Below are 21,493 nucleotides of genomic sequence, written 5' to 3'. Positions count from 1 at the left end.
GAATTATTCTGTACCACAATGTTATGGCCACAGGCTTGAATACAGACCCGCAGGTGCGTAGGAAATTCGTTTAAAAACAACACAACGACGATCAGACGTGAGGGAATCGTTCATTACCGCTATAATCGCCGCCTTTCAGCAGGCTGACCCTCTCCAGACATGAACCAATCCAGTGACCTGATCCAATCGGCGCAACGCACCATTCGCCTTGAGATAGAAGCCATACAAGGCTTGCTTGAACGTCTTGACGGCGATTTCGTGCGCGCGTGCGAAATGATCCTCGCCAGCAAAGGGCGTGTGGTCGTGGTCGGCATGGGCAAGTCCGGACACATCGGCAACAAGATCGCTGCGACGCTGGCGAGCACCGGCACCACCTCGTTTTTCGTGCATCCGGCCGAAGCCAGCCACGGCGACATGGGCATGATCACCCGTGATGACATCATCCTGGCCCTGTCGAACTCCGGCAGCACCAACGAAATCGTCACCCTGCTGCCACTGATCAAACGTCTGGGCATAAAGATGATCAGCCTGACCGGCGACCCCGAGTCCATTCTGGCCAAGGCTGCCGACATCAACCTCAACGCGCATGTCGTGCATGAGGCCTGCCCGCTCAACCTGGCACCGACGTCCTCGACGACCGCCGCACTGGTCATGGGCGACGCCCTCGCCGTGGCGCTGCTCAACGCACGCGGCTTCACCGCCGAAGATTTCGCATTCTCCCATCCGGGCGGCGCATTGGGTCGCCGCCTGCTGCTCAAGGTCGAGAATGTGATGCACTCCGGCGAATCACTGCCTAGCGTGCAACGCGGCACCCTGCTGCGCGACGCGCTGCTTGAAATGACTCGTAAAGGTTTGGGTATGACCGCCATCGTCGAAGCTGACGGCACACTGGCCGGCATCTTCACCGACGGTGATTTGCGCCGGACCCTGGACCGCCCTGTCGATATCCGCCAGACCATCATCGATGAGGTCATGACGCTTCATGGCAAGACCGCCCATGCCGAGATGCTCGCCGCCGAGGCGCTGAAAATCATGGAGGACAACAAAATCAGTGCGCTTGTTGTCGTAGACCAGAACGACCGTCCGGTTGGCGCATTCAACCTGCAGGATCTCCTGCGCGCAGGCGTCATGTAATGGAAACCCAAATAATGACCCAGGATCTCAAGCAACGCGGCAAGGCCATCAAGCTGGCAGTCTTCGACGTCGATGGCGTACTGACCGATGGCCGCCTTTACTTCATGGAAGATGGCAGCGAGATAAAGACATTCAATACCCTCGACGGCCAAGGCATTAAAATGCTGATAGCCTCAGGCGTCACCACGGCGATCATCAGTGGCCGCAAGACCGCGATAGTCGAGCGCCGGGCAAAGAGCCTGGGCATTGAACACCTGTTCCAGGGACGTGAAGACAAGCTGGTAGTGCTGGACAAGTTGCTGGCAGAACTCGATCTGAGTTACGAACAGGTCGCCTATCTGGGTGATGATCTGCCAGACTTGCCCGTTATCAGACGCGTCGGTCTGGGCATGGCAGTGGCCAATGCTGCCGGCTTTGTACGCGAGCATGCACACGGGATAACCAGGGCGCGAGGCGGCGAAGGTGCAGCGCGCGAATTCTGCGAACTGATTCTGAGTGCGCAAGGCAACCTTGAAGCGGCTCACTCCGCCTATTTATAGAAGCCATTATGTTCACTAAAAAATTTCGCAAGTTCCTGCTTCTCGGGGTACTGGCGCTGCTGCTGGCAGCGGTCGGCTACTGGAACATCAGCCCGGAAAGCTTCATGGATCAGCCTGATGCGTCGATTGACGACACGGCGATCGACTACTATGCGGTCAATACTCGCAGCGTGCAGTATCTGCCAGATGGCACACTTCAGTACGACATGACCTCCGACAAGGTCGAGCATGTGAAGGCCACAGATGTGAGCCTGCTGACGACACCCAATCTGAACATGTACCGCGGCGGAGCATTTCCGTGGCACGTGCAAAGCAAACGAGGTGAAGTTTCGTCCGGGGGCGATCAGGTCGAGCTCATGGATTCCGTTCGTGTTGAGCGCACCGATGAAAAACAGCGTACGACCATTATTACCAGCAGTCGCATGACCGTATTTCCTCAGAAGGAATATGCGGAGACCGACCAAGACGTTAGAATCGACGGCGCGGGCGGTGTCACTACGGCCAAGGGAATGAAAGCGTATTTGAAAGACAGCAGGATGGACCTGCTGTCCAACGTAAGAGGACAGTATGAGGCTCGTTAAAACTCTTCCTTTATTGCTCGGCCTGGGCGCAGCACTGGGAAGCGCGAGCGCCTGGTCCCTGCCAACCGACCGAGATCAGCCTATCCACATCCAGTCTGACGATGCTCAGCTCGATGACAAGAAAGGCGTGGCGACTTACAAGGGCAATGTCATCATCACTCAGGGCTCGATGAAAATCACAGGCAACACCGTGACGATCACGCGAAACGCCCAGGGCGAAGTCGACATATTCACCTCCGTCGGCAACCTGGCCTACTACGAGCAGAAGCCTGCCGTGGACAAACCGATCGTGCAGGCCTATGCCGTCACCATCCAGTATTACGCCGGCCAGGACCGTATCGTCCTGATCGACAAGGCCAAGGTCATCAATGATGGCAACACCTCGGAAGGCGAGAAGATCGTCTACGACACGGTCAGACAGGTCGTCAGCGCCGGTCGGGCCAATGGCGCCAAGGTGACTACACCACGTCCGCGTATCGACATGGTCATCCAGCCGAAAAAGAAAACCGATCAACCTCAGAAGGCCCAGTAAATGGCGACGCTCAAAGCCCAGCATCTGGCTAAAAGCTACAAAAGCCGGCAGGTCGTGCGCGATGTGAGCATCTCCATCGACAGCGGCCAGATCGTCGGCCTGCTGGGCCCGAACGGCGCCGGCAAGACCACTTGCTTCTACATGATCGTGGGTCTGGTCCAGGCTGATCAGGGTCGTGTGCTGATTGACGATCTGGATGTCAGCCATCAACCCATGCACGGTCGCGCCCGCGCGGGTATCGGCTACCTGCCTCAGGAAGCCTCGATTTTCCGCAAGCTGTCGGTGTCCGACAATATCATGGCGATTCTCGAGACCCGCAAGGAGCTCGATGCCGGTGCGCGCCGCAAGGAACTGGAAAGCCTGCTGCAGGAGTTCCACATTACCCATATCCGCGACAACCTGGGCATGAGCCTGTCGGGTGGTGAACGTCGCCGCGTGGAAATCGCTCGGGCCCTGGCCACCGCGCCGAAATTCATCCTCCTGGATGAACCGTTCGCAGGTGTCGACCCTATTTCGGTAGGCGACATCAAGCAGATCATTCACCACCTCAAGGCCAAGGGTATCGGTGTACTGATCACTGACCACAATGTCCGGGAAACGCTGGATATCTGCGAAATGGCCTACATCGTCAACGATGGACAGCTGATTGCGGAAGGCGACTCCGAGACCATTCTGGCGAATCAGCTGGTGAAAGAGGTCTACCTCGGCCACGAGTTCCGCCTTTAATCGACTGCCCCTTTGCGCTTCGCAGCCGATTGATGCCTACGCAGTGTATTGACAAGATTTTATTTGTCATACCACTCTAGGCAAATGCACAGGTTTCAGGCATATAATTTGCTTAAGTTGGCGCCACGGCGCCTGTAGTAGATGGCGCATGCGCGCCGGCGAATAAGGTGTTTAGCCCCTGCCATGAAACCATCGCTAGTCTTGAGAATGGGCCAGCAGCTGACGATGACACCGCAGCTGCAACAGGCAATCCGTTTACTCCAGCTTTCCACTCTGGATCTCCAGCAGGAGATCCAGGAGGCGCTGGAGTCAAACCCTATGCTGGAGCGGCAGGAAGAAGGCGACGACTTCGACCACTCCGACCCGCTTGCCGACAACATCGAACAAAAGCCCAACCCCGACGTTCAGGAACCGACTTATCAGGAATCCGCGCCTACCGTGGACAACCTTGAAGAAGGCGAATGGAACGAACGCATTCCCAACGAGCTGCCCGTCGATACGGCCTGGGAAGACATCTACCAGACCAGCGCCAGCAGCCTGCCAAGCAACGATGATGACGAGTGGGACTTCACCACACGCACCTCTGTCGGCGAAAGCCTGCAAAGCCACCTGCTGTGGCAACTGAATGTTGCGCCGATGTCCGACAAGGACCGCCTGGTGGCAGTCACGCTGATCGACTGCATCAACAACCAGGGTTACCTCGACGAGACACTCGATGAGATTCTCGAGTCGTTCGACCCCGAGCTGGACATCGAGCTCGACGAGATCGAAGCGGTACTGCACCGCATCCAGCAGTTTGAACCTGCTGGCATCGGCGCACGCAACCTGAGCGAATGCCTGCTGCTGCAACTGCGCCAGCTACCGGCAAAAACGCCCTGGCTGACGGAAGCACAACGCCTGGTCAGCGACTACATCGATCTGCTCGGAAGCCGCGACTACGGCCAACTGATGCGGCGCATGAAACTCAAGGAAGACGAGCTGCGCCAGGTCATCGAGCTGGTGCAGAGCCTCAACCCGCGTCCCGGCTCACAGATCGAATCCACCGAAGCCGAATACGTCATTCCGGACGTGATCGTGCGCAAGGACAACGAACGCTGGCTGGTCGAACTCAATCAGGAGTCGGTGCCGCGCCTGCGCGTCAATCCGCAATACGCGGGCTTCGTGCGGCGCGCCGACACCAGTGCAGACAACACCTTCATGCGCAATCAGTTGCAGGAAGCACGCTGGTTCATCAAGAGCCTGCAAAGCCGCAACGAAACGCTGATGAAGGTCGCCACGCAGATCGTCGAACATCAGCGCGGTTTTCTCGAGTACGGCGACGAGGCCATGAAGCCGCTCGTGCTGCACGATATTGCCGAGGCAGTGGGCATGCACGAATCGACCATCTCGCGGGTGACCACGCAGAAATTCATGCACACCCCACGCGGCATTTACGAGCTGAAATACTTCTTCTCAAGTCATGTGAGCACCTCCGAAGGCGGTGAATGCTCGTCCACGGCAATTCGCGCAATCATCAAAAAACTGGTTGCGGCGGAAAATCAGAAAAAGCCGTTGAGTGATAGCAAGATCGCTGGTTTACTGGAGGCACAAGGCATTCAAGTAGCCCGTCGCACAGTCGCCAAGTACCGTGAGTCTCTCGGGATCGCCCCTTCCAGTGAGCGTAAGCGACTGATGTGATGCAGGCCGAGCCACAGCGTTCCAGTGGCAGGCGCCATGCCTGCCTCTTTATGCACTGGCAAAGGAGAAAGCTGTATGCAAGTCAACATCAGTGGACACCAACTGGAAGTGACCAAACCCCTTCGTGAATACGTTGAGCTCAAGCTCAAGAAGCTCGAAGGGCATTTTGACAAGATTACCAACGTGCAGGTCACGATGACGGTCGAAAAGCTCAAGCAGAAGATCGAAGCCACGTTGCACATCCATGGTGGAGAGGTCGTTGCCAATGCTGAACATGATGACATGTACGCTGCCATCGACCTGCTCACTGACAAGCTAGACCGACAATTGCTCAAGCATAAGGAAAAGCAGCAAAGCATCCTCAAAGGTGCGGCCGCTCGCTAACGCCCATTTAATGATCCGAATCGAAAATATCCTGACCCCCGGCCGCTCCCTCGTGAACGTGCCGGGTGGCAGCAAAAAGCGTGTACTCGAAGAAATTGCCAACCTGATCGGCCGTGAAGTGCCGGGCATGGTTTCGGACATGGTATTCGCAAGCCTCGTCGCCCGGGAAAAACTGGGCTCGACCGGTTTTGGCAACGGTATTGCCATCCCCCACTGCCGCCTCGCTGACTGCAGCGAGCCTGTCAGTGCAGTGATTCACCTCGCTACACCCGTGGATTTCGACGCCATTGATGGCGCGCCGGTTGACCTGCTGTTCGTACTGCTGGTCCCGCAAGCCGCTACCGATGAGCACCTGGAGCTGCTGCGCCAGATCGCCAGCATGCTCGACGACAAAGATGTGCGTAAGCGTCTGCGCAGCGCCCAAAGCGCTGAGGCGCTTTATCAGGTGGTGCTGGACGTGCAGAACGGAAACTGACCATGCGCATGATCATCGTCAGCGGTCGCTCCGGCTCAGGCAAGAGTACGGCGCTCGATGTACTGGAAGACAGCGGCTTTTACTGCGTCGATAACCTGCCGGCCGGCCTGTTGCCGGAGCTGGCCGAACGCGCGCTGATCAACACAGAACTCGCCGAACCCTTGCTGGCGGTTTCGATAGATGCCCGCAACCTGCCCAGCCATCTGACCCGTTTTCCGCAGATGCTGGATGAAGTACGTTCGCGCAATATTCAGTGCGACGTGCTGTACCTGGATGCAGACGAAGCCACCCTGCTCAAGCGCTTCTCGGAAACCCGGCGCCGCCACCCCCTGAGCACGGCAGATCGTTCGCTGGCCGAAGCGATACGCGACGAGACTGCACTGCTTGGCCCGATCATCGATCTGGCCGACCTGAAGATCAACACCACCCACCTGAACCTCTATCAGTTGCGCGACGCGCTCAAGCTTCGTCTGCTGAACAAGCCCGAACCAGGCACTGCGTTTCTGATCGAGTCGTTTGGTTTCAAGCGCGGCATGCCTGTCGATGCAGACCTGGTATTCGACGTGCGCTGCCTGCCCAATCCGTACTGGAAGCCAGAACTGCGCGACCACTCTGGGCTTGAACAACCCGTAATCGACTACCTGTCGGTGCAGCCTGATGTCGAAGAAATGTTTCAGGACATCTTCGCTTACCTGAACAAATGGCTACCCCGGTTTGCAGCCAGTAACCGTTCTTACGTTACCATTGCCATCGGCTGCACCGGCGGACACCACCGTTCGGTCTACCTGACCGAGCGGCTTGGTCAGGTCTTGCAACAATCACTCAAGAACGTTCAGGTTCGCCACCGCGACCTCAGCTGAAGGATTTTCACTGCGATGCCCGCTCGTCAAATCACCATCATCAACAAACTGGGCCTGCACGCCCGCGCTGCCGCCAAATTCGTCGGCGTCGCAGGCAAGTTTCCCTGCAAGATCAGGGTCGGCCGCACTCCGGAGAGCATGGTCGACGGCAAAAGCATCATGGCCGTGATGATGCTGGCTGCCGGCAAGGGCACCGAGATCCACCTGCACACCGAAGGCGAATTCGAACAGGAAGCGCTCGATGGTCTGGTCGAGCTGATCGACAACCGGTTTGATGAAGGCGAATAAGCCCTCGGACAAACGCGGTATCCGTCACCACCAGCCTTGAACGCGCATCCAGTTCAGCCCATGGGCAACCAGGAGCGCCATACCCGCCAACAGCAACACGCTCCCGACTGCCAGACGAAATAACCGCACATTGCTGAGCGTGAGGAATCCGGAGCGCATACGCGGCCTTGGGACCGGCTGCCAGGCTCAGGCCAGAGCGGCCTGATAACGGCGGGACACCTCTTCCCAATTGATCACGTTGTAGAACGCGTTAATGTATTCGGGACGACGGTTCTGATAGCGCAGGTAGTAAGCGTGCTCCCACACGTCCAGCCCCAGAATCGGCGTGTTGCCGTTCATCAACGGGCTGTCCTGGTTACCACTGCTTTCCACCACCAGCTTCTTGTCAGGCGTGACGCTCAGCCATGCCCAGCCACTGCCAAAACGGGTCAACGCGGCCTTGGTGAATGCCTCCTTGAAGCGTTCGTAGCCGCCCAGTTGTTCGTCAATCGCCGACGCGACAGCGCCTTTGGGTAAACCTCCCCCGCCCGGCACCATGACCTCCCAGAACAACGAATGATTGGCATGGCCGCCACCCTGATTGATCACTGCGGGGCGCAGGTTTTCAGGCAACTGTTGGACACTGGCGACCAGCTTCTCCAAAGACCAGTCGGCGAACTCCGTGCCTTCGATTGCCGCATTGAGGTTGTTGATGTACGTCTGGTGATGCTTGGTGTAGTGGATTTCCATGGTTTGCGCATCGATATGCGGCTCAAGGGCGTCGTATGCGTAAGGCAGTGCTGGCAAGGTGTAGGGCATTTCAATGTGCTCCGTAGAAAAGTCCGGAAGGGGCTGCCGAATGGCGCTGCAGCGCTGAGCGCGTATGCTCGCTGCTGCTGTTCAGCAACCGATGAGTGCGCGGGTATTCGCCGTGTTCGCTGATGAAACTCAGCAGCTCGGCGTAGGTTTTGCTGCTGTGGCGCAAGGCCGCTTCACGCAGGGCGGGCGAAAGACGTTGATCCTGCAGGGTCCGCAACAGGTGCTGGTGGATGGCGCACAGGTACTCGGCGCTCTCCTCCGGCTGGCCCAGACTCAGGTGCAGATCCGCCAGGTTATGGTGAGAAATCACACAGGCCGCGACGGCTTCGTCGACATCCGCCCAGCGCTCGAACAAGACCTGCGCCAACGCCAGCGCCTGAAGGTACAACTCGCGGGCCTCGACCCACTCGCCGAGATTGAAACAGCGATTGGCCTGCTCGATGGTGCGTTTCCAATGCTGCATGAAGTACCTCCAGGAACGTTGGCTAGGCAGCGACCATGGGCCGGGGCGTGGCGGTCAATCGCGTCAGGAACGCCTCTTGGCGAGGTAATGCTCGATCAGCAGAGGCTCGTCGGTTTCAAGCGCACAACGAATCCGCAGACTCAAGCCACGCTGATTTCCAGCTAAGACAACTCGCTCAGAACAGACCCCATGATCGCAGTTCATTTTAGAAATGATATTCATTATTAAATGAGATACAGAATCAACACAAGCCCGATCGCTTCACCGCCTTGCGCCGGTGAGCGTGAACATGCTTTGAGGGAAACGTAAAACGCGGGTTCGGACGGAGGTTATTGGCGGTCAACGCCGCAAGCGGATGGGTGACGCAGAGCGTCACGAAATGCATTCCCACGCTGGAGCGTAGGGAACGATAACCTCAACTATCGTGCGACGCTCTGCGTCCTCTTGCGACGCAGAGCGTCGAGAACTGCATTCCCACGCTGGAGCGTGAGGAACGATAACCGCAACTATCGTGCGGCGCTCCGCGTCGTATGCCTTTCCGGACGCTCTGCGTCCTCTTGCGACGCAGAGCGTCGAGAACTGCATTCCCACGCTGGAGCGTAGGGAACGATGATCGCAACTATCGTGCGGCGCTCCGCGTCGCATGCCGTTCCGGACGCTCCGCGTCCTCTTGACGGCGCAAAGCGTCGAGAACTGCATTCCCACGCTGTAGTGTAGGGAACGATGATTGCAACTATCGTGCGACGCTCTGCGCTTATGGGCACGATAGCCAGAATCGGGGATCTGTCAGCTCCCCGCCACCATCATTCGCTCGATCAGTACCGAGCCGGTGCGGATGTTGCTGCGCAGCTCAAGATCGCTGCCAACGGCGACGATCTGCTTGAACATGTCGCGCATGTTGCCGGCAATGGTCACTTCCTGAACCGGGAACTGAATCTCGCCATTCTCTACCCAGAAGCCTGCCGCGCCGCGCGAATAGTCGCCGGTGACCATGTTCAGGCCGCTGCCCATCAGTTCGGTCACCAGCAAGCCGCGTCCCATGCGCCGGATCAGCGCGCCCTGGTCGTCCGAACCGTGGGTAACGAACAGGTTGTGCACACCGCCCGCGTTGGCAGTGCTCGGCATGCCCAGCTTGCGGCCGGAATACGTGCTCAGCACGTAGGAAACCAGATCCCCACCTGCCACGAACGGTTTGGCGAAGGTCGCCAGACCATCACTGTCGAACGCCGAACTGCCCATCGCATGCTTCAGGTGCGGGCGCTCATCAATGGTCATCCACTCGGGGAACAGCCGCTGACCCAGCGCGCCTTCGAGGAACGACGACTTGCGGTACAGGGTACCGCCGGAAATGGCGCCGAGAAAGCTGCCGAACAGACCGCCTGCCAACTCCGCAGCAAACAGCACCGGCACTTCACAGGTCGGCACAGGACGCGCGCCCAGACGGCTCGCTGCACGCAACGCCGCCTTGCGGCCAATACTCTGCGCATCGGCCAGCAGATCGCCTTTGCGGTTGACGTCATACCAGTAATCGCGCTGCATCTGGCCTTCGCCCTCGGCGATCATCACACAGCTGAGGCTGTGCCGCGTTGACGCATAACCACCGATGAAGCCATTGCTGTTGCCGTATACACGGCAGCCCTGATGGGTATTGAGCGTGGTGCCGTCGGCGTTCTTGATGCGGCTGTCGGCATCGAAGGCTGCCGCTTCGCAGAGCAACGCCTTCTCGATGGCCTGCTCGGGCGTGATGTCCCAGGTGTGGTAAAGGTCAAAATCCATGACCTCTTTGGCCATCAGCGCAGCGTCGGCCAGCCCGGAGCTTTCATCTACGGAGGTGTGTTCGGCAATCGCCAGGGCAGCGGCGACCGTTTCACGAATCGCATCGGCGCCGGTTGCCGACGTGCTGGCCGAGCCCTTGCGCTGTCCGACATACAGGGTGATACCAAAGCCCTGATCGCGGTTGAACTCGACGGTTTCGACTTCACGCTGACGGACCGATGTCGACAGCCCCTGATCCACCGACACCGCGACTTCGCAGGCGCTGGCGCCCTGACGCCGGGCTTCGGCGATGATCTGCTCGACCTGCTCCTGCAGCTCGGGCAAGGCTTGTGGGCCGACGCTTTGGGTTGCACTCATGATTTTCTCCATCAAATTCTTCTTTCAGCACAGGCCGAATACCGACCGGGCCGGACAAGCGGCCCATGACTGGTTATCATGGCGGCGTTTCTTTGCGGACTGCCCCCATGGTTGATTCTTACGACGACTCCCTCGACGGGGAGAAAAGCAAAACCCAGGTCAAACGAGAGCTGCATGCTCTGGTCGACCTCGGCGAGCGACTGACAACACTCAAAGCCGATGTGCTGGCCAAGCTGCCGCTGACCGACGCTTTGCGCAAGGCCCTGGCCGAAGCGCCCAAGCACACGGCGAACATCGCGCGAAAGCGGCATATTCTGTTCATCGGCAAGCTGATGCGCGATCAGGACCAGGAAGCCATTCTGGTATTGCTGGACCAACTCGATGCCTCCACTCGCCAATACAATGAACGTTTCCACAATCTGGAGCGCTGGCGTGATCGCCTGATCGCGGGCGATGACGCCGACCTCGAGAAATTCGTTGTCGAATACCCCGATGCCGACCGTCAGCAGCTGCGTTCGCTGATCCGTCAGGCGCAACACGAAGTTGCACGCAACAAACCGCCGGCCACCAGCCGCAAAATCTTCAAATACATCCGTGAGCTGGACGAACTTCAACGCGGTCTGCGTTGATTTCGCCCTCGGGGCCGGCAGCAGCAAGCAGCCGGCCCCGACTCACATTCAGCTACCGGTGCCACCCACGGTAATCGCGTCGATTTTCAGCGTAGGCTGACCCACACCGACTGGCAGCGACTGGCCATCTTTCCCGCACGTACCGACGCCGCTGTCCAGCGACAGATCGTTACCCACCATCGACACCCTGCTCATGGCTTCCGGCCCGTTACCGATCAAGGTCGCGCCTTTGACCGGCGCAGTGATCTTGCCGTCTTCGATCAAATAAGCCTCACTGGTCGAAAACACGAACTTGCCGCTGGTGATATCCACCTGGCCACCGCCCAGGTTGGCGCAGTAGATGCCGCGCTTCACTGAGGCGATGATTTCCTGCGGATCGCTCTGCCCGCCCAGCATGTAGGTGTTGGTCATGCGAGGCATCGGCAGGTGGGCATAGGACTCGCGACGGCCGTTGCCGGTGCTGGCCACGCCCATCAGGCGTGCATTGAGCTTGTCCTGCATGTAGCCCTTGAGCACGCCGTTCTCGATCAGCGTCGTGCATTCGGTCGGTGTGCCTTCGTCATCGACACTCAGCGAGCCACGACGCCCCGCCAGGGTGCCGTCGTCGACGATGGTGCAGAGTTTCGACGCAACCATCTCGCCCATGCGCCCGCTGTAGGCCGAACTGCCCTTGCGGTTGAAGTCGCCCTCAAGGCCGTGGCCGACCGCTTCGTGCAGCAGCACACCGGACCAGCCGGAGCCGAGTACCACCGGCAAGGTGCCTGCCGGTGCGGGAATCGCTTCCAGGTTGACCAGTGCCTGACGCAGGGCCTCACGGGCGTAGCCCATGGCGCGATCGTCGGCCAGGAAATAACGGTAGTCGGTACGCCCGCCGCCGCCGTGCCCGCCCCGCTCGCGGCGGCCATTCTGCTCGACGATGACACTGACGTTGAAACGCACCAGCGGACGCACATCAGCGGCCAGGCTGCCATCCGCGGCGGCCACCAGGATGCGCTCCCAGACACCGGCCATGCTCACCGAAACCTGCTGGATACGCGAGTCCAGCGCACGCGTCGCAACGTCGATGCGCTTGAGCAACTCGACCTTCTCGGCGCGGCTCAGCACTTCCAGCGGGTTATCCGGGGCATACAACTGCGCCACGTCCTGCGAGGTGAAGGCTTGTACACGGCCCTTCTGGCCAGCGCGGGAAATAGAGCGCGCGGCCTGTGCGGCGGTGCGCAAGGCCTCGGGGGTGATCGCGTTGCTGTACGCAAAGCCGGTTTTCTCGCCCGACTGGGCACGCACGCCAACGCCTTGATCGAGATTGAAACTGCCTTCCTTGACGATCCCGTCTTCGAGCGACCAGGACTCGGAGATCATGCCCTGAAAATACAGATCGGCCGCGTCGATTCCTGGCCCGGCCAGATCGCCCAGCACGGACTGCAGGCTGTCGAGGCTCAGGCCGCCGGGTGCCAGAAGGTGTTCGCTGACTGAGGACAGATCACTCATATTCACTCCGAAGCAGGCCGCATGGCGTCCTGCGAAAAAAAGCGCCGGTGACTGGACACCGGCATCCGCGCCCGTATGGACGCCTGTTCTTCACTGTCGCGTGTGGCCAGCAGCACCGCTTCACCCTGCGCCTGCTCGGCCAGTACGCGGCCCCATGGATCAACGATGGCCGCGTGTCCGTAAGTCTCGCGAGGCCCCGGATGGACCCCGCCCTGTGCGGCCGCCAGCACGTAACACTGGGTTTCGATAGCACGCGCGCGGATCAGAATGTCCCAGTGCGCAGCCCCCGTTACCGCAGTGAACGCTGACGGCGCGGTAATCAGTTCAGCACCGGCCTCACGCAGCGCGGTGTACAGCTCGGGAAAGCGCAGGTCATAACAGACGGTCAGCCCCAGACGCCCCACAGGCGTATCGGCTACCACCACCCTGCTCCCATGAGCATAGTCATCCGATTCACGATAGCGGCCACGATTGTCAGCGACGTCCACATCGAACAGATGCAGTTTGTCATAACGGGCCACCTGCTCACCGTGCTCATCGATCAACAGCGAACACGCCGTCACCTTGCCATCCGGTCGCTCATCCGGCGGCAGTGGCAAGGTTCCGGCAACAATCCATAACTTGAGGTCGCGAGCGGCCAGTTTCAACCATGGCAGGATCGGTCCGTGCCCCTGAGCCTCGGCACGCCCGATATCGGCGACGTCGCGGCGCCCCATTGCGACGAAGTTTTCGGGCAGTACCGCCAGCCGCGCGCCACCTTCGGCAGCCTGTTCCAGCAGACGTCGGGCGCTGGCCAGATTGGCCAGGACATCGCTTTGGCTGACCATCTGAATCACCGCGAAGGACATGGCAACCCGCTCCTGAATGACATGGCCACCACTGTACTCCATGGGACGCTATTGGGGCTTTTCAAATGGCTTGTCGAAGGTGATCTTCGGCTCTTTCCAGGGCCCTTCGACCTTGTATTGCACGCTGGCAAAACGCGCAACCCGGTCGCCCAGCAGCTTGTCGACCAGGAACAGTGCCCCGCCAATGGCTGGCGCGCCGACAATCAGTGCAGCGATAGGCAGGTTATTGGTCACCGGCAAGGTCACCAGCAGCTTCGCATCGACACGATCGCGGACCATGTCCAGCGTACCGTTGAGCTCCAGATTGCTCGACGGCCCGGTCAGGGTGATCGGGTTACGCGTCACATAGACACCGTCGCTGGCGACCAGCAGCCCTTTGACCCGGTCGTAGCTCAGGCCTTTGCCCAGCAGGTCAGAGAAGTCCAGGCGCAGACGCCGGCCGATGGAGTTGAAATTCAACAGCCCGAACACCCGCAACGCCTGAGCGCCACCCTCGACTTCGACGAACTGGCCTCTGTTCAGCGTGGCATCCAGGCTGCCGGAATAGCGCTTCAGACCGACCCAGGCAGGCGAACCCGGCCAGCGTCCGTCCACGTTCATCTCGAAGCGTTCACTGGTGACAGTGGGTGCGAAGTTCCAGGCCTTTAGCACATCCGCGAGGTTCTTGCCCGCCAGACGACCTTTGAACGAACTGCTGCTGGCCCCGCGCGTACCCTCCCAGGTAGCGTCACCCTCCAGCAGAATACCTTTGAGCCCCAGGCTCATGTCCGACATGCGCATGCCGGCAGGCGTCGGCCGGGTTTTCAATGCCCAGGCCCCGAGCAACTGATCGCCCTGAAACAGCTGGGAGATCTTCACGTCCAGCGCAGGGATATTGTGCGGGTCGATATCCGCCAGAGGATCAGGCGCGTTTTCCACCACGGTCGCTGTCGGATCGGATGCAGGCAGTCGAACGTAGAGCATGTTGACCCCGATCGGTGCAGACTTGGCGTCGGGCAGCGTTGCCGTGCCTTTGGCCAGCGCGCTGTCCAGCGACAGGGCCCAGGCTGCCGCGTTGCGCTGCAGCTGGACACGCACGTCATTGAGTGTGGTGCCCATCGCGGTCAGCTTGCCAATCTGCAGATCAACGCTGTTAAGCAGTTGTTTTGCGTTGCCGCCCGGATCATTCCCGGTGTAGCGAGCGGCCAGTTCCTGCCAGGGCGCGATGTCCAGTTCGGACAACTCTCCACGGATCCGCAAGCCCTTGGCGTCCGGCACGATCGCCCCGCCGCGCCCCAGATAAAGCTCGCCACGACCTTCGGCAAACTTGCCATTCGGTGCTGAGAACGCAAAGTTGGCCCGATCGTTATAGGCCGCGCCGAGCCTGCGCTCCGCGCCTTGCAGGGTCATGCGGAATTCGCTGGGACGCTCCTGCTCGGCGGTCTTGCCAAACGGTGCGGGCAAATCGATCGCCACGCCCTTGAGCGTGGAGTTGATTACCAGCGGGCTGTCCTTGCTGTCCAGAATGAGCTGCAGCTGATACGGCAGATCACCGGACACCGGCAGCGGCTGGGTCACGTTCAGCCAGTCGGTGAGCCGCTTCACGGTGATTTGCCCGTTCGCCATAATGCGCGTCACGTTGTCGCCAGGCTTGCCCTCGGCGGCGATCTCTGCGGTGACAGGGCGATCGAATGCCTGGGCCTTGATGCCCTTGCCGCTCAGCCCGCTGGAGCTGTCAAAACGGAAGTCGCCTTTCAGGCGGGTCAGCTCCAGTACCGGGTCAGCCAGTTTCAAGCGCGCATTGTCGGTGCTGAAATCCACCACGACCTTTGGCTCGACGCCCTTGGCCAGCGGTATATCCAGCTTCAGCTTGCCGCCCAGCGGGCCCTCGCCCTGCCAGCCGGCAAACGTGCTGCCCGTACCGATGGGCGCCTGCTGGAGAATCTTCAGGCCGTCGATCAGGTTTCCGGAGAAATTACCGTCCACCAGCAGGTGACTGTCCTGACCTGACGGCACATGAGGAATATTGACCAGCACATTGCTGACCTTGGTATCCAGCAACTGGCCTTTGCTTGCCTTGACACGTACACCGCTGTTTTCGACGTAGACCTTGCCATCCACCCCGGTCAGCGACGGCCAGCCTGGCTGGAACGCCAGCGTTGCGTTGTTGACGTCGAAGAACAGGCTGATGACACGCGCCGTATCGGGCGAGTTCTTGTTCAGCGACCCTTGATACTGGAAGAAACCCTGCTTGACCGCGCCACTGACCACGGCGGTGCGCAACCAGTGATCAAGCTCCGGACTGAGCGCGGTCGGCAGGTACTTGCTGGTGTAACGGCCGTCGCCGTCAACCATGCCGACCCGCAGGTCCATGTAGTCTTCCTGATCATGATTGAGATGAATCTTGATCAGAAAGTCCGCCGCAATCTTGCCTTCGTCGCCAAGCACCTTGATGTACGGGGCGATCAGCGTGAACGCCTGGTCATCCAGTTTCCAGGTCAGACGGGCATTGGCCTTCTGGTAACGCCAGGGTTTGGCGAAGATCGGGTCCAGGTGCAGCATGAAGTCATCGGTGTCGAGGCGCAGCTCGCCCTGCCCCAGATCACCGCTGATGGCACCGCTGACATTTCCAGCCGCAGGCGCCCCGCGATACGCGTTGAAACCCACCTTGTCCAGATTGGCGGCAAAGCTCAGGCGCTTGTCGCCGACTGCCTGTGGCCGGTAGTCGAGCAGCACGTTATGCAGCCCGCCTGTCACCTTGAGGCCGTCGACCACTGCCATGGCCTTGTCAGGCAGCGGCGCGAGCGAGTCGATCAGCGGCGTGACGGGGGTCAGGTCCAGACGATCCGCCTGCACGTGCCAGAGCTCTTCGCTGTCAGGCGTCGCGGCGGTTTGCGTCAGTTGCACACGGCTTTCCCAACGCGTGTCGCCAAGGCTCATCGCCAGTGAATCGAGGTTCAGGTCGAAACCTGTTTCAGTCCGTGCAAACCATGCGTTCAGCGCAAGGTTATCGATCGTCGACGGTTTGCGGCCGGCATAAACGCCTTTGACCTGCGGTGCATTGAGGCGCGTGGTCGCGCTTTGCACCGTGCCCTTGCCCCAACTCAACCAGACCTCGCCGCCGGCCTGCAGCTTCGACAGTGTCCATTCGCGCGTGAGGCTTTTCGGCAGCCACTTGGCCCAGTCACTTTGCGGCAGGCTGGCGTAGACATCGGCCTCGCCGTCCTTCCACTGACTGGCCTGGATACGCGAGCGCACGTTGAGCGCGACCGGCTGACCATCCGGCAGGGTCAGGCGTGCGTCAAGTCGCTGGGCATAGCTGCCGGTGTCCAGGCTGAGGTTTACATAGGTGAGGGTCAGCGGCGCAGCGTCAAACGGTTGCACCGTGACCTGGCTGCCGAGCAACGACACATGCGCGACCATCTGCATCTGCTTGAGCACCTGCTCGGGATCGAACGGGCTGTCGTTGTGCACCGGCAAGCCCTGAACCGACCACGCGCCGTCCTTGTCCTGCCTGAGGCTGAACTGCAGGCCGTCCACTTCAAGATGAGCGATGCGCACGTCACGCGCCAGCAGACTTTCCCAAAGGTCGGGAACCACCCTTACGCGATCCAGACGCAGAGCACTGGCACCCTCGCCGACCATCACGTCGTGGGCCAGCAATACCGGGGCAAAGCGGCTCCAGCTGCCTTCCAGGCTGCCGATGCTCAGCGGTATGCCCAGCGCGCTGCTGGCACGGGTTTCCACATCGACACGGTATTCGGCAACCAGCGGCGTCAACTGACGGCCGAGGCTCACGTACAGCGCCGCAAGCACCAGAATCAGTGCGCACAGGCTCAGCCCCCAGCGGGTCAGGGTTGCGACGAGGCGAGGAAGACGTCCCATCTCAGGAGGTCCTCCACTGCGGGGTGCGAGGAGCAGAATCGGCGAACGGATTCCGGCTCGGATGTGCAGGTGCGGTCAGGTACAGGTTTTGCTCATTCGCCACGCATCATTCTCGATAAAACGGCATACCTGCCAGAAACCCTTAGGGCACTTGTCATATATTTCAAACGATCAGCACCCTCAGAGCAGCACCACGTCGTATTGTTCCTGCGAGTACATGGTTTCTACCTGAAAACGGATAGTGCGGCCAATAAAGCTCTCCAGCTCAGCCACGTTGCCGGACTCCTCGTCGAGCAGGCGATCCACCACGCGCTGATTGGCCAGAACGCGATAGCCCACTGCCTGATAGGCCCTGGCCTCGCGCAGGATTTCCCGGAAGATTTCGTAGCAGATGGTCTCGGGGGTCTTCAGCTTGCCCCGCCCTGCGCAGCAATGACACGGTTCGCACAGCACCTGTTCGAGACTTTCGCGGGTGCGCTTGCGGGTCATCTGCACCAGACCCAGCTCGGTGATGCCGATGATGTTGGTCTTGGCGTGATCGCGTTCCAGCTGTTTCTCCAGCGTGCGCAGCACCTGACGCTGGTGTTCACCGTCTTCCATGTCGATGAAATCGATGATGATGATGCCGCCCAGATTGCGCAGGCGCAGCTGCCGGGCGATGGCCGTGGCAGCTTCCAGGTTGGTCTTGAAGATGGTTTCTTCGAGGTTGCGATGCCCTACGAACGCGCCGGTGTTGACGTCGATGGTGCTCATCGCTTCGGCTGGATCGATGACCAGATAGCCGCCCGACTTGAGCGGCACCTTGCGCTCGAGGGCCTTCTGGATTTCGTCCTCGACCCCATAGAGGTCGAAGATCGGCCGCTCGCCCGGATAGTGCTCGAGCCTGTCGGCGATCTCCGGCATCAGCTCGGCGACGAACTGGGTGGTTTTCTGAAAGGTTTCCCGCGAGTCGATACGGATCTTCTCGATGCGCGGGCTGACCAGATCGCGCAATGTGCGCAGCGCCAGGCCCAGGTCTTCGTAAATCACCGTGGGCGGGCTGACCGTCTTGATCTGCTCGCCGATCTGATCCCAGAGTCTGCGCAGATAGCGGATGTCCATGAGGATTTCATCCGCCCCGGCGCCTTCGGCAGCGGTGCGCAGAATGAAACCTCCAGCTTCCTTGATACCTTCCTGGGCAACACAATCACTGACCACTTTCTTGAGTCGTTCGCGCTCGGCTTCGTCCTCGATCTTCAGCGAGATGCCCACATGCGCAGTGCGCGGCATGTACACCAGATAACGCGAGGGAATGGAGAGTTGCGTGGTCAGCCGTGCGCCCTTGCTGCCGATCGGGTCTTTGGTGACTTGCACGACAAGGCTCTGGCCATCATGTACCAGCGACGCAATGCTCTCGACCGCGGGCCCTTCACGCATGGATATTTCCGATGCATGAATGAACGCCGCGCGATCCAGACCGATGTCGATGAACGCCGCCTGCATGCCGGGAAGCACCCGCACAACCTTGCCTTTGTAGATATTTCCGACGATGCCGCGACGCTGGGTACGCTCGACATGCACTTCTTGCAGAACCCCGTTTTCCACCACGGCCACGCGCGATTCCATCGGCGTGATGTTGATCAGAATCTCTTCACTCATGACTTGTCACCTTCCAGGCATTGCCAGCAGGGTATGCCGAAATGGCCAAGCAGTTCTGCGGTTTCGCACAGGGGCAGACCCACCACCCCAGAATAGCTGCCTTGCAGACCCTCGACGAAAATCGCTGCCAACCCCTGGATGGCATAGCCGCCAGCCTTGTCGGCGGGCTCGCCACTGGTCCAGTAGGCTTGGGCTTCATGGGTTTGAATCGGGCGAAAGCGCACACGACTGGTAACAATACGGGTATCGCTGCGTTGCCGATCACAGAGCGCGACAGCCGTCAGCACTTGATGCTCGCGCCCGGACAGGGCCATCAGCATGGCCAGCGCATCCGCTTCATCGACCGGCTTGCCGAGAATGCGTCCATCGAGCACCACCGCCGTGTCAGCGCCCATCACGCAGGCCTGTTGTTCGGCTGACAGCACGGATAGCCCAGCCTGAGCCTTGCCCAGCGCAAGACGCTCGACATAGGCAGCCGGGGTTTCATGGTCGAAAGGAGTTTCGTCGATCTGAGCGCTCAGTACGGTAAAGGGCACACCGATCTGAGTCAGAAGTTCGCGGCGGCGCGGCGAGCCAGAAGCCAGATAAAGCGAGGGCATAAGGACATCTCCGTGTCTGTGCGGGTGAGCGCGAACAACGCAGCGGGGCGTCGCGCTCACCTTGCGCTTAATTGATTTTCAAACGTTTGCGCAATCCACGCAGGCCATAACTGATCCAGGGCCACAACAGAGCGCTGACCAACGCGGGCAGCACCAGCGCCAGCGTAGGCTGACGGTTGCCGGTCAGCGCACTCAGCCAGAGTTGCGCAAGCTGCGCCAGACCGAATACCACCAATAGCACCAGACACTGCTGCCACATGGGAAACATGCGCAGACGCTGCTGCAGGGACATCACCAGAAAGGTAATCAGGCTGAGGATCAGGGCATTCTGGCCGAGCAATGTGCCGTACAGCACATCCTCCATCAGGCCCAGTATCCACGCGGTGGTCATGCCGTATTTGTGCGGCAGCGCCAGGACCCAGAAGGTCAGCAGCAAGGCCAGCCACAGTGGCCGGAAGATTTCCATGAATTGCGGCAGCGGCGAAACACTCAGCAGCAGACCGATCGCGAACGTCAGCCAGACCACCCAGCCATTGCGCCCGGAAACATGACTAACCATCGATAGGCTCCCGGGCAGTGGAAGGTCGTGAGGCAGGCGGCTGTGACGCCGCAGGCCGGGCGGCAGGCCTTGCAGGTGTCGCGGGCGTTGCCGCCGGTGCAGGTGTTGCCGACTGCGCCGCCGGCTTGTGCGTCAGCGTACTGCCCGGAAAGACCGGAACGACTGCCTGCGGCCACATTGGGAAAGCGGGTGTCGGCGGCGGCAGCGTCGCCATCACGGAGGGCTCGACGCCCTTGTCGAGGGATTCCTGCGCTTGCGCCGCATCGGCAGCGCGCTCTTCCGGCGAGCGGCCGTCAGAGAACACCAGCAACAAATAGCGGCTGCGATTCAACGCGGCGGTTGGCACCGCACGAACGATCGCGAACGGCTGGCCGGAGTCGTGAATCACCTCCTTGACCGTCGCCACCGGGTAACCGGCCGGGAATCGCTGCCCAAGGCCCGAACTGACCAGCAGGTCGCCTTCCTTGATGTCTGCGGTGTCCGCCACATGCCGAAGCTCCAGACGTTCCGGGTTACCGGTGCCGCTGGCGATGGCCCGTAGGCCGTTGCGGTTGACCTGCACCGGGATGCTGTGGGTCGTGTCAGTCAGCAACAAAACGCGTGAGGTATAGGGCATCAACTCGACCACCTGCCCCATCAGACCGCGTGCATCGAGCACAGGCTGGCCGAGCACGACGCCGTCGCGTTCGCCCTTGTTGATGATGATGCGATGGGTGAAGGGGTTCGGGTCCATACCGATCAGCTCGGCGACCTCGACCTTTTCGTTGACCAGCGCCGAGGAGTTCAGCAACTCACGCAGCCGAACGTTCTGCTCGGTCAGTGCCGCCAGCTTTTGCAGGCGACCTTGCAAGAGCAGGGCTTCGGTCTTGAGTTTTTCGTTTTCGGCGATCAGCTCTGTGCGGCTGCCGAACTGACTGGCGACGCCTTGATACAGACGCTGTGGCAGGTCGACGATCCAGTAGGACTGCATGAGCACCATCGACATCTGGCTGCGCACGGGCTTGAGGATCGTAAAGCGGGCGTCGACAACCATCAACGCAACCGACAGAACGGCCAGCACCAGCAGACGTACACCCAGCGACGGGCCTTTTGAGAAAAGCGGTTTAATAGGCCGCTCCTCCGGGGCATGCGATCGTTGGATCGAACTTCGATTGGCAATTATTCATGCGGTATGTAACCGGCCCGGACAAATGAGAGAGATAGGCACCCTGTTTCGGCGTCAGCCCGAAGCATACAGGTAGCATATACGCCACCTGCATACAAAAGACTCCGTGAAAG

21 protein-coding genes are annotated in these 21,493 nt (G+C 60.1%); 11 read left to right on the top strand and 10 right to left on the bottom strand.

Annotation, left to right across the window (positions count from 1 at the left end):
- The first annotated feature begins 159 nt into the window (after positions 1 to 159).
- From P406_RS25490 to P406_RS25445, 10 genes are all read left to right on the top strand, one after another.
- Positions 160 to 1,134, top strand: a complete 975-nt coding sequence (locus P406_RS25490; RefSeq protein WP_003413388.1) for a KpsF/GutQ family sugar-phosphate isomerase — start codon at positions 160 to 162, stop codon at positions 1,132 to 1,134.
- Positions 1,134 to 1,673, top strand: coding sequence for a KdsC family phosphatase (locus tag P406_RS25485; protein WP_046237715.1), 540 nt, complete (start codon positions 1,134 to 1,136; stop codon positions 1,671 to 1,673). Before P406_RS25490 ends, P406_RS25485 begins: the two co-directional genes overlap by 1 nt.
- A gap of 8 nt (positions 1,674 to 1,681) precedes the next feature.
- The gene (gene lptC / locus P406_RS25480) at positions 1,682 to 2,254 is read left to right on the top strand and encodes an LPS export ABC transporter periplasmic protein LptC (RefSeq protein WP_003413393.1); all 573 of its coding nucleotides are present in this window, start codon (positions 1,682 to 1,684) and stop codon (positions 2,252 to 2,254) included.
- Positions 2,241 to 2,786 carry a lipopolysaccharide transport periplasmic protein LptA gene (gene lptA, locus P406_RS25475; RefSeq protein WP_003413399.1) on the top strand — a complete coding sequence of 182 codons (546 nt, stop codon included), beginning with the start codon at positions 2,241 to 2,243 and terminating at the stop codon, positions 2,784 to 2,786. Before lptC ends, lptA begins: the two co-directional genes overlap by 14 nt.
- The gene (lptB, locus tag P406_RS25470; protein WP_003313594.1) at positions 2,787 to 3,512 is read left to right on the top strand and encodes an LPS export ABC transporter ATP-binding protein; all 726 of its coding nucleotides are present in this window, start codon (positions 2,787 to 2,789) and stop codon (positions 3,510 to 3,512) included.
- 183 nt (positions 3,513 to 3,695) lie between these two features.
- Complete coding sequence (locus P406_RS25465) at positions 3,696 to 5,189, top strand: RNA polymerase factor sigma-54 (protein ID WP_003340639.1); 1,494 nt, start codon at positions 3,696 to 3,698, stop codon at positions 5,187 to 5,189.
- A gap of 75 nt (positions 5,190 to 5,264) precedes the next feature.
- Complete coding sequence (gene hpf / locus P406_RS25460; protein ID WP_002555091.1) at positions 5,265 to 5,573, top strand: ribosome hibernation-promoting factor, HPF/YfiA family; 309 nt, start codon at positions 5,265 to 5,267, stop codon at positions 5,571 to 5,573.
- A 10-nt stretch (positions 5,574 to 5,583) separates the two neighbouring features.
- Entirely contained in the window at positions 5,584 to 6,048 is a 465-nt protein-coding gene (gene ptsN / locus P406_RS25455) for a PTS IIA-like nitrogen regulatory protein PtsN (protein WP_046237714.1), read from the top strand.
- 2 nt (positions 6,049 to 6,050) lie between these two features.
- Entirely contained in the window at positions 6,051 to 6,908 is an 858-nt protein-coding gene (rapZ, locus tag P406_RS25450; RefSeq protein ID WP_003413405.1) for an RNase adapter RapZ, read from the top strand.
- A gap of 15 nt (positions 6,909 to 6,923) precedes the next feature.
- Positions 6,924 to 7,196: an HPr family phosphocarrier protein gene (locus tag P406_RS25445; RefSeq protein ID WP_003313599.1), complete on the top strand. Its 273-nt coding sequence runs from the start codon at positions 6,924 to 6,926 to the stop codon at positions 7,194 to 7,196.
- Positions 7,197 to 7,382: 186 nt separating this feature from the next.
- Here the strand turns inward: P406_RS25445 and P406_RS25440 are convergent, their stop codons facing one another.
- The 3 genes from P406_RS25440 to pmbA all read right to left on the bottom strand — a co-directional run bounded on the left by P406_RS25440 (position 7,383) and on the right by pmbA (position 10,590).
- Entirely contained in the window at positions 7,383 to 7,994 is a 612-nt protein-coding gene (locus P406_RS25440) for a superoxide dismutase (protein WP_046237713.1), read from the bottom strand.
- 1 nt (position 7,995) lies between these two features.
- Complete coding sequence (locus tag P406_RS25435) at positions 7,996 to 8,457, bottom strand: DUF2753 family protein (RefSeq protein WP_003418820.1); 462 nt, start codon at positions 8,455 to 8,457, stop codon at positions 7,996 to 7,998.
- 786 nt (positions 8,458 to 9,243) lie between these two features.
- Positions 9,244 to 10,590, bottom strand: coding sequence for a metalloprotease PmbA (gene pmbA, locus P406_RS25430; protein ID WP_046237720.1), 1,347 nt, complete (start codon positions 10,588 to 10,590; stop codon positions 9,244 to 9,246).
- Between the two features lie 107 nt (positions 10,591 to 10,697).
- Between pmbA and yjgA the strand changes: the two genes are divergently transcribed.
- Entirely contained in the window at positions 10,698 to 11,219 is a 522-nt protein-coding gene (yjgA, locus tag P406_RS25425) for a ribosome biogenesis factor YjgA (protein WP_003364101.1), read from the top strand.
- A gap of 48 nt (positions 11,220 to 11,267) precedes the next feature.
- On the opposite strand, the gene tldD is transcribed toward yjgA, so the two are convergent.
- From tldD to mreC, 7 genes are all read right to left on the bottom strand, one after another.
- Positions 11,268 to 12,707, bottom strand: a complete 1,440-nt coding sequence (tldD, locus tag P406_RS25420) for a metalloprotease TldD (protein WP_046237712.1) — start codon at positions 12,705 to 12,707, stop codon at positions 11,268 to 11,270.
- 2 nt (positions 12,708 to 12,709) lie between these two features.
- Positions 12,710 to 13,555, bottom strand: coding sequence for a carbon-nitrogen hydrolase family protein (locus P406_RS25415; protein ID WP_017277896.1), 846 nt, complete (start codon positions 13,553 to 13,555; stop codon positions 12,710 to 12,712).
- A gap of 48 nt (positions 13,556 to 13,603) precedes the next feature.
- Positions 13,604 to 17,419: a YhdP family protein gene (locus P406_RS25410; protein WP_046237711.1), complete on the bottom strand. Its 3,816-nt coding sequence runs from the start codon at positions 17,417 to 17,419 to the stop codon at positions 13,604 to 13,606.
- 180 nt (positions 17,420 to 17,599) lie between these two features.
- Positions 17,600 to 19,057: a ribonuclease G gene (rng, locus tag P406_RS25405; protein WP_003364105.1), complete on the bottom strand. Its 1,458-nt coding sequence runs from the start codon at positions 19,055 to 19,057 to the stop codon at positions 17,600 to 17,602.
- Complete coding sequence (locus P406_RS25400; RefSeq protein WP_046237710.1) at positions 19,054 to 19,656, bottom strand: Maf family protein; 603 nt, start codon at positions 19,654 to 19,656, stop codon at positions 19,054 to 19,056. The genes rng and P406_RS25400 overlap by 4 nt, the downstream gene beginning before the upstream one ends.
- A 67-nt stretch (positions 19,657 to 19,723) precedes the next feature.
- The gene (mreD, locus tag P406_RS25395) at positions 19,724 to 20,215 is read right to left on the bottom strand and encodes a rod shape-determining protein MreD (RefSeq protein ID WP_003364106.1); all 492 of its coding nucleotides are present in this window, start codon (positions 20,213 to 20,215) and stop codon (positions 19,724 to 19,726) included.
- The gene (mreC, locus tag P406_RS25390; protein WP_004411686.1) at positions 20,208 to 21,275 is read right to left on the bottom strand and encodes a rod shape-determining protein MreC; all 1,068 of its coding nucleotides are present in this window, start codon (positions 21,273 to 21,275) and stop codon (positions 20,208 to 20,210) included. Before mreC ends, mreD begins: the two co-directional genes overlap by 8 nt.
- Positions 21,276 to 21,493 lie beyond the last annotated feature (218 nt).

Source organism: Pseudomonas syringae pv. coryli str. NCPPB 4273 (assembly GCF_000972175.1).
Classification (GTDB): domain Bacteria; phylum Pseudomonadota; class Gammaproteobacteria; order Pseudomonadales; family Pseudomonadaceae; genus Aquipseudomonas; species Aquipseudomonas syringae.
The sequence above is the reverse complement of the archived record's forward strand: the minus strand, read 5'-3'. Positions and strand labels throughout refer to the sequence as shown.

Excerpts from the sequence above, each read along its gene's own strand:
- P406_RS25410 (WP_046237711.1), bottom strand. The coding sequence starts at position 17,419 with ATGGGACGTCTTCCTCGCCTCGTCGCAACCCTGACCCGCTGGGGGCTG.
- P406_RS25415 (WP_017277896.1), bottom strand. The coding sequence starts at position 13,555 with ATGTCCTTCGCGGTGATTCAGATGGTCAGCCAAAGCGATGTCCTGGCC.
- hpf (WP_002555091.1), top strand. The coding sequence starts at position 5,265 with ATGCAAGTCAACATCAGTGGACACCAACTGGAAGTGACCAAACCCCTT.
- P406_RS25435 (WP_003418820.1), bottom strand. The coding sequence starts at position 8,457 with ATGCAGCATTGGAAACGCACCATCGAGCAGGCCAATCGCTGTTTCAAT.
- lptC (WP_003413393.1), top strand. The coding sequence starts at position 1,682 with ATGTTCACTAAAAAATTTCGCAAGTTCCTGCTTCTCGGGGTACTGGCG.
- P406_RS25490 (WP_003413388.1), top strand. The coding sequence starts at position 160 with ATGAACCAATCCAGTGACCTGATCCAATCGGCGCAACGCACCATTCGC.
- P406_RS25400 (WP_046237710.1), bottom strand. The coding sequence starts at position 19,656 with ATGCCCTCGCTTTATCTGGCTTCTGGCTCGCCGCGCCGCCGCGAACTT.
- P406_RS25445 (WP_003313599.1), top strand. The coding sequence starts at position 6,924 with ATGCCCGCTCGTCAAATCACCATCATCAACAAACTGGGCCTGCACGCC.
- ptsN (WP_046237714.1), top strand. The coding sequence starts at position 5,584 with ATGATCCGAATCGAAAATATCCTGACCCCCGGCCGCTCCCTCGTGAAC.
- lptA (WP_003413399.1), top strand. The coding sequence starts at position 2,241 with ATGAGGCTCGTTAAAACTCTTCCTTTATTGCTCGGCCTGGGCGCAGCA.
- mreD (WP_003364106.1), bottom strand. The coding sequence starts at position 20,215 with ATGGTTAGTCATGTTTCCGGGCGCAATGGCTGGGTGGTCTGGCTGACG.
- rapZ (WP_003413405.1), top strand. The coding sequence starts at position 6,051 with ATGCGCATGATCATCGTCAGCGGTCGCTCCGGCTCAGGCAAGAGTACG.
- pmbA (WP_046237720.1), bottom strand. The coding sequence starts at position 10,590 with ATGAGTGCAACCCAAAGCGTCGGCCCACAAGCCTTGCCCGAGCTGCAG.
- P406_RS25485 (WP_046237715.1), top strand. The coding sequence starts at position 1,134 with ATGGAAACCCAAATAATGACCCAGGATCTCAAGCAACGCGGCAAGGCC.
- P406_RS25440 (WP_046237713.1), bottom strand. The coding sequence starts at position 7,994 with ATGCCCTACACCTTGCCAGCACTGCCTTACGCATACGACGCCCTTGAG.
- tldD (WP_046237712.1), bottom strand. The coding sequence starts at position 12,707 with ATGAGTGATCTGTCCTCAGTCAGCGAACACCTTCTGGCACCCGGCGGC.
- lptB (WP_003313594.1), top strand. The coding sequence starts at position 2,787 with ATGGCGACGCTCAAAGCCCAGCATCTGGCTAAAAGCTACAAAAGCCGG.
- P406_RS25465 (WP_003340639.1), top strand. The coding sequence starts at position 3,696 with ATGAAACCATCGCTAGTCTTGAGAATGGGCCAGCAGCTGACGATGACA.
- rng (WP_003364105.1), bottom strand. The coding sequence starts at position 19,057 with ATGAGTGAAGAGATTCTGATCAACATCACGCCGATGGAATCGCGCGTG.
- yjgA (WP_003364101.1), top strand. The coding sequence starts at position 10,698 with ATGGTTGATTCTTACGACGACTCCCTCGACGGGGAGAAAAGCAAAACC.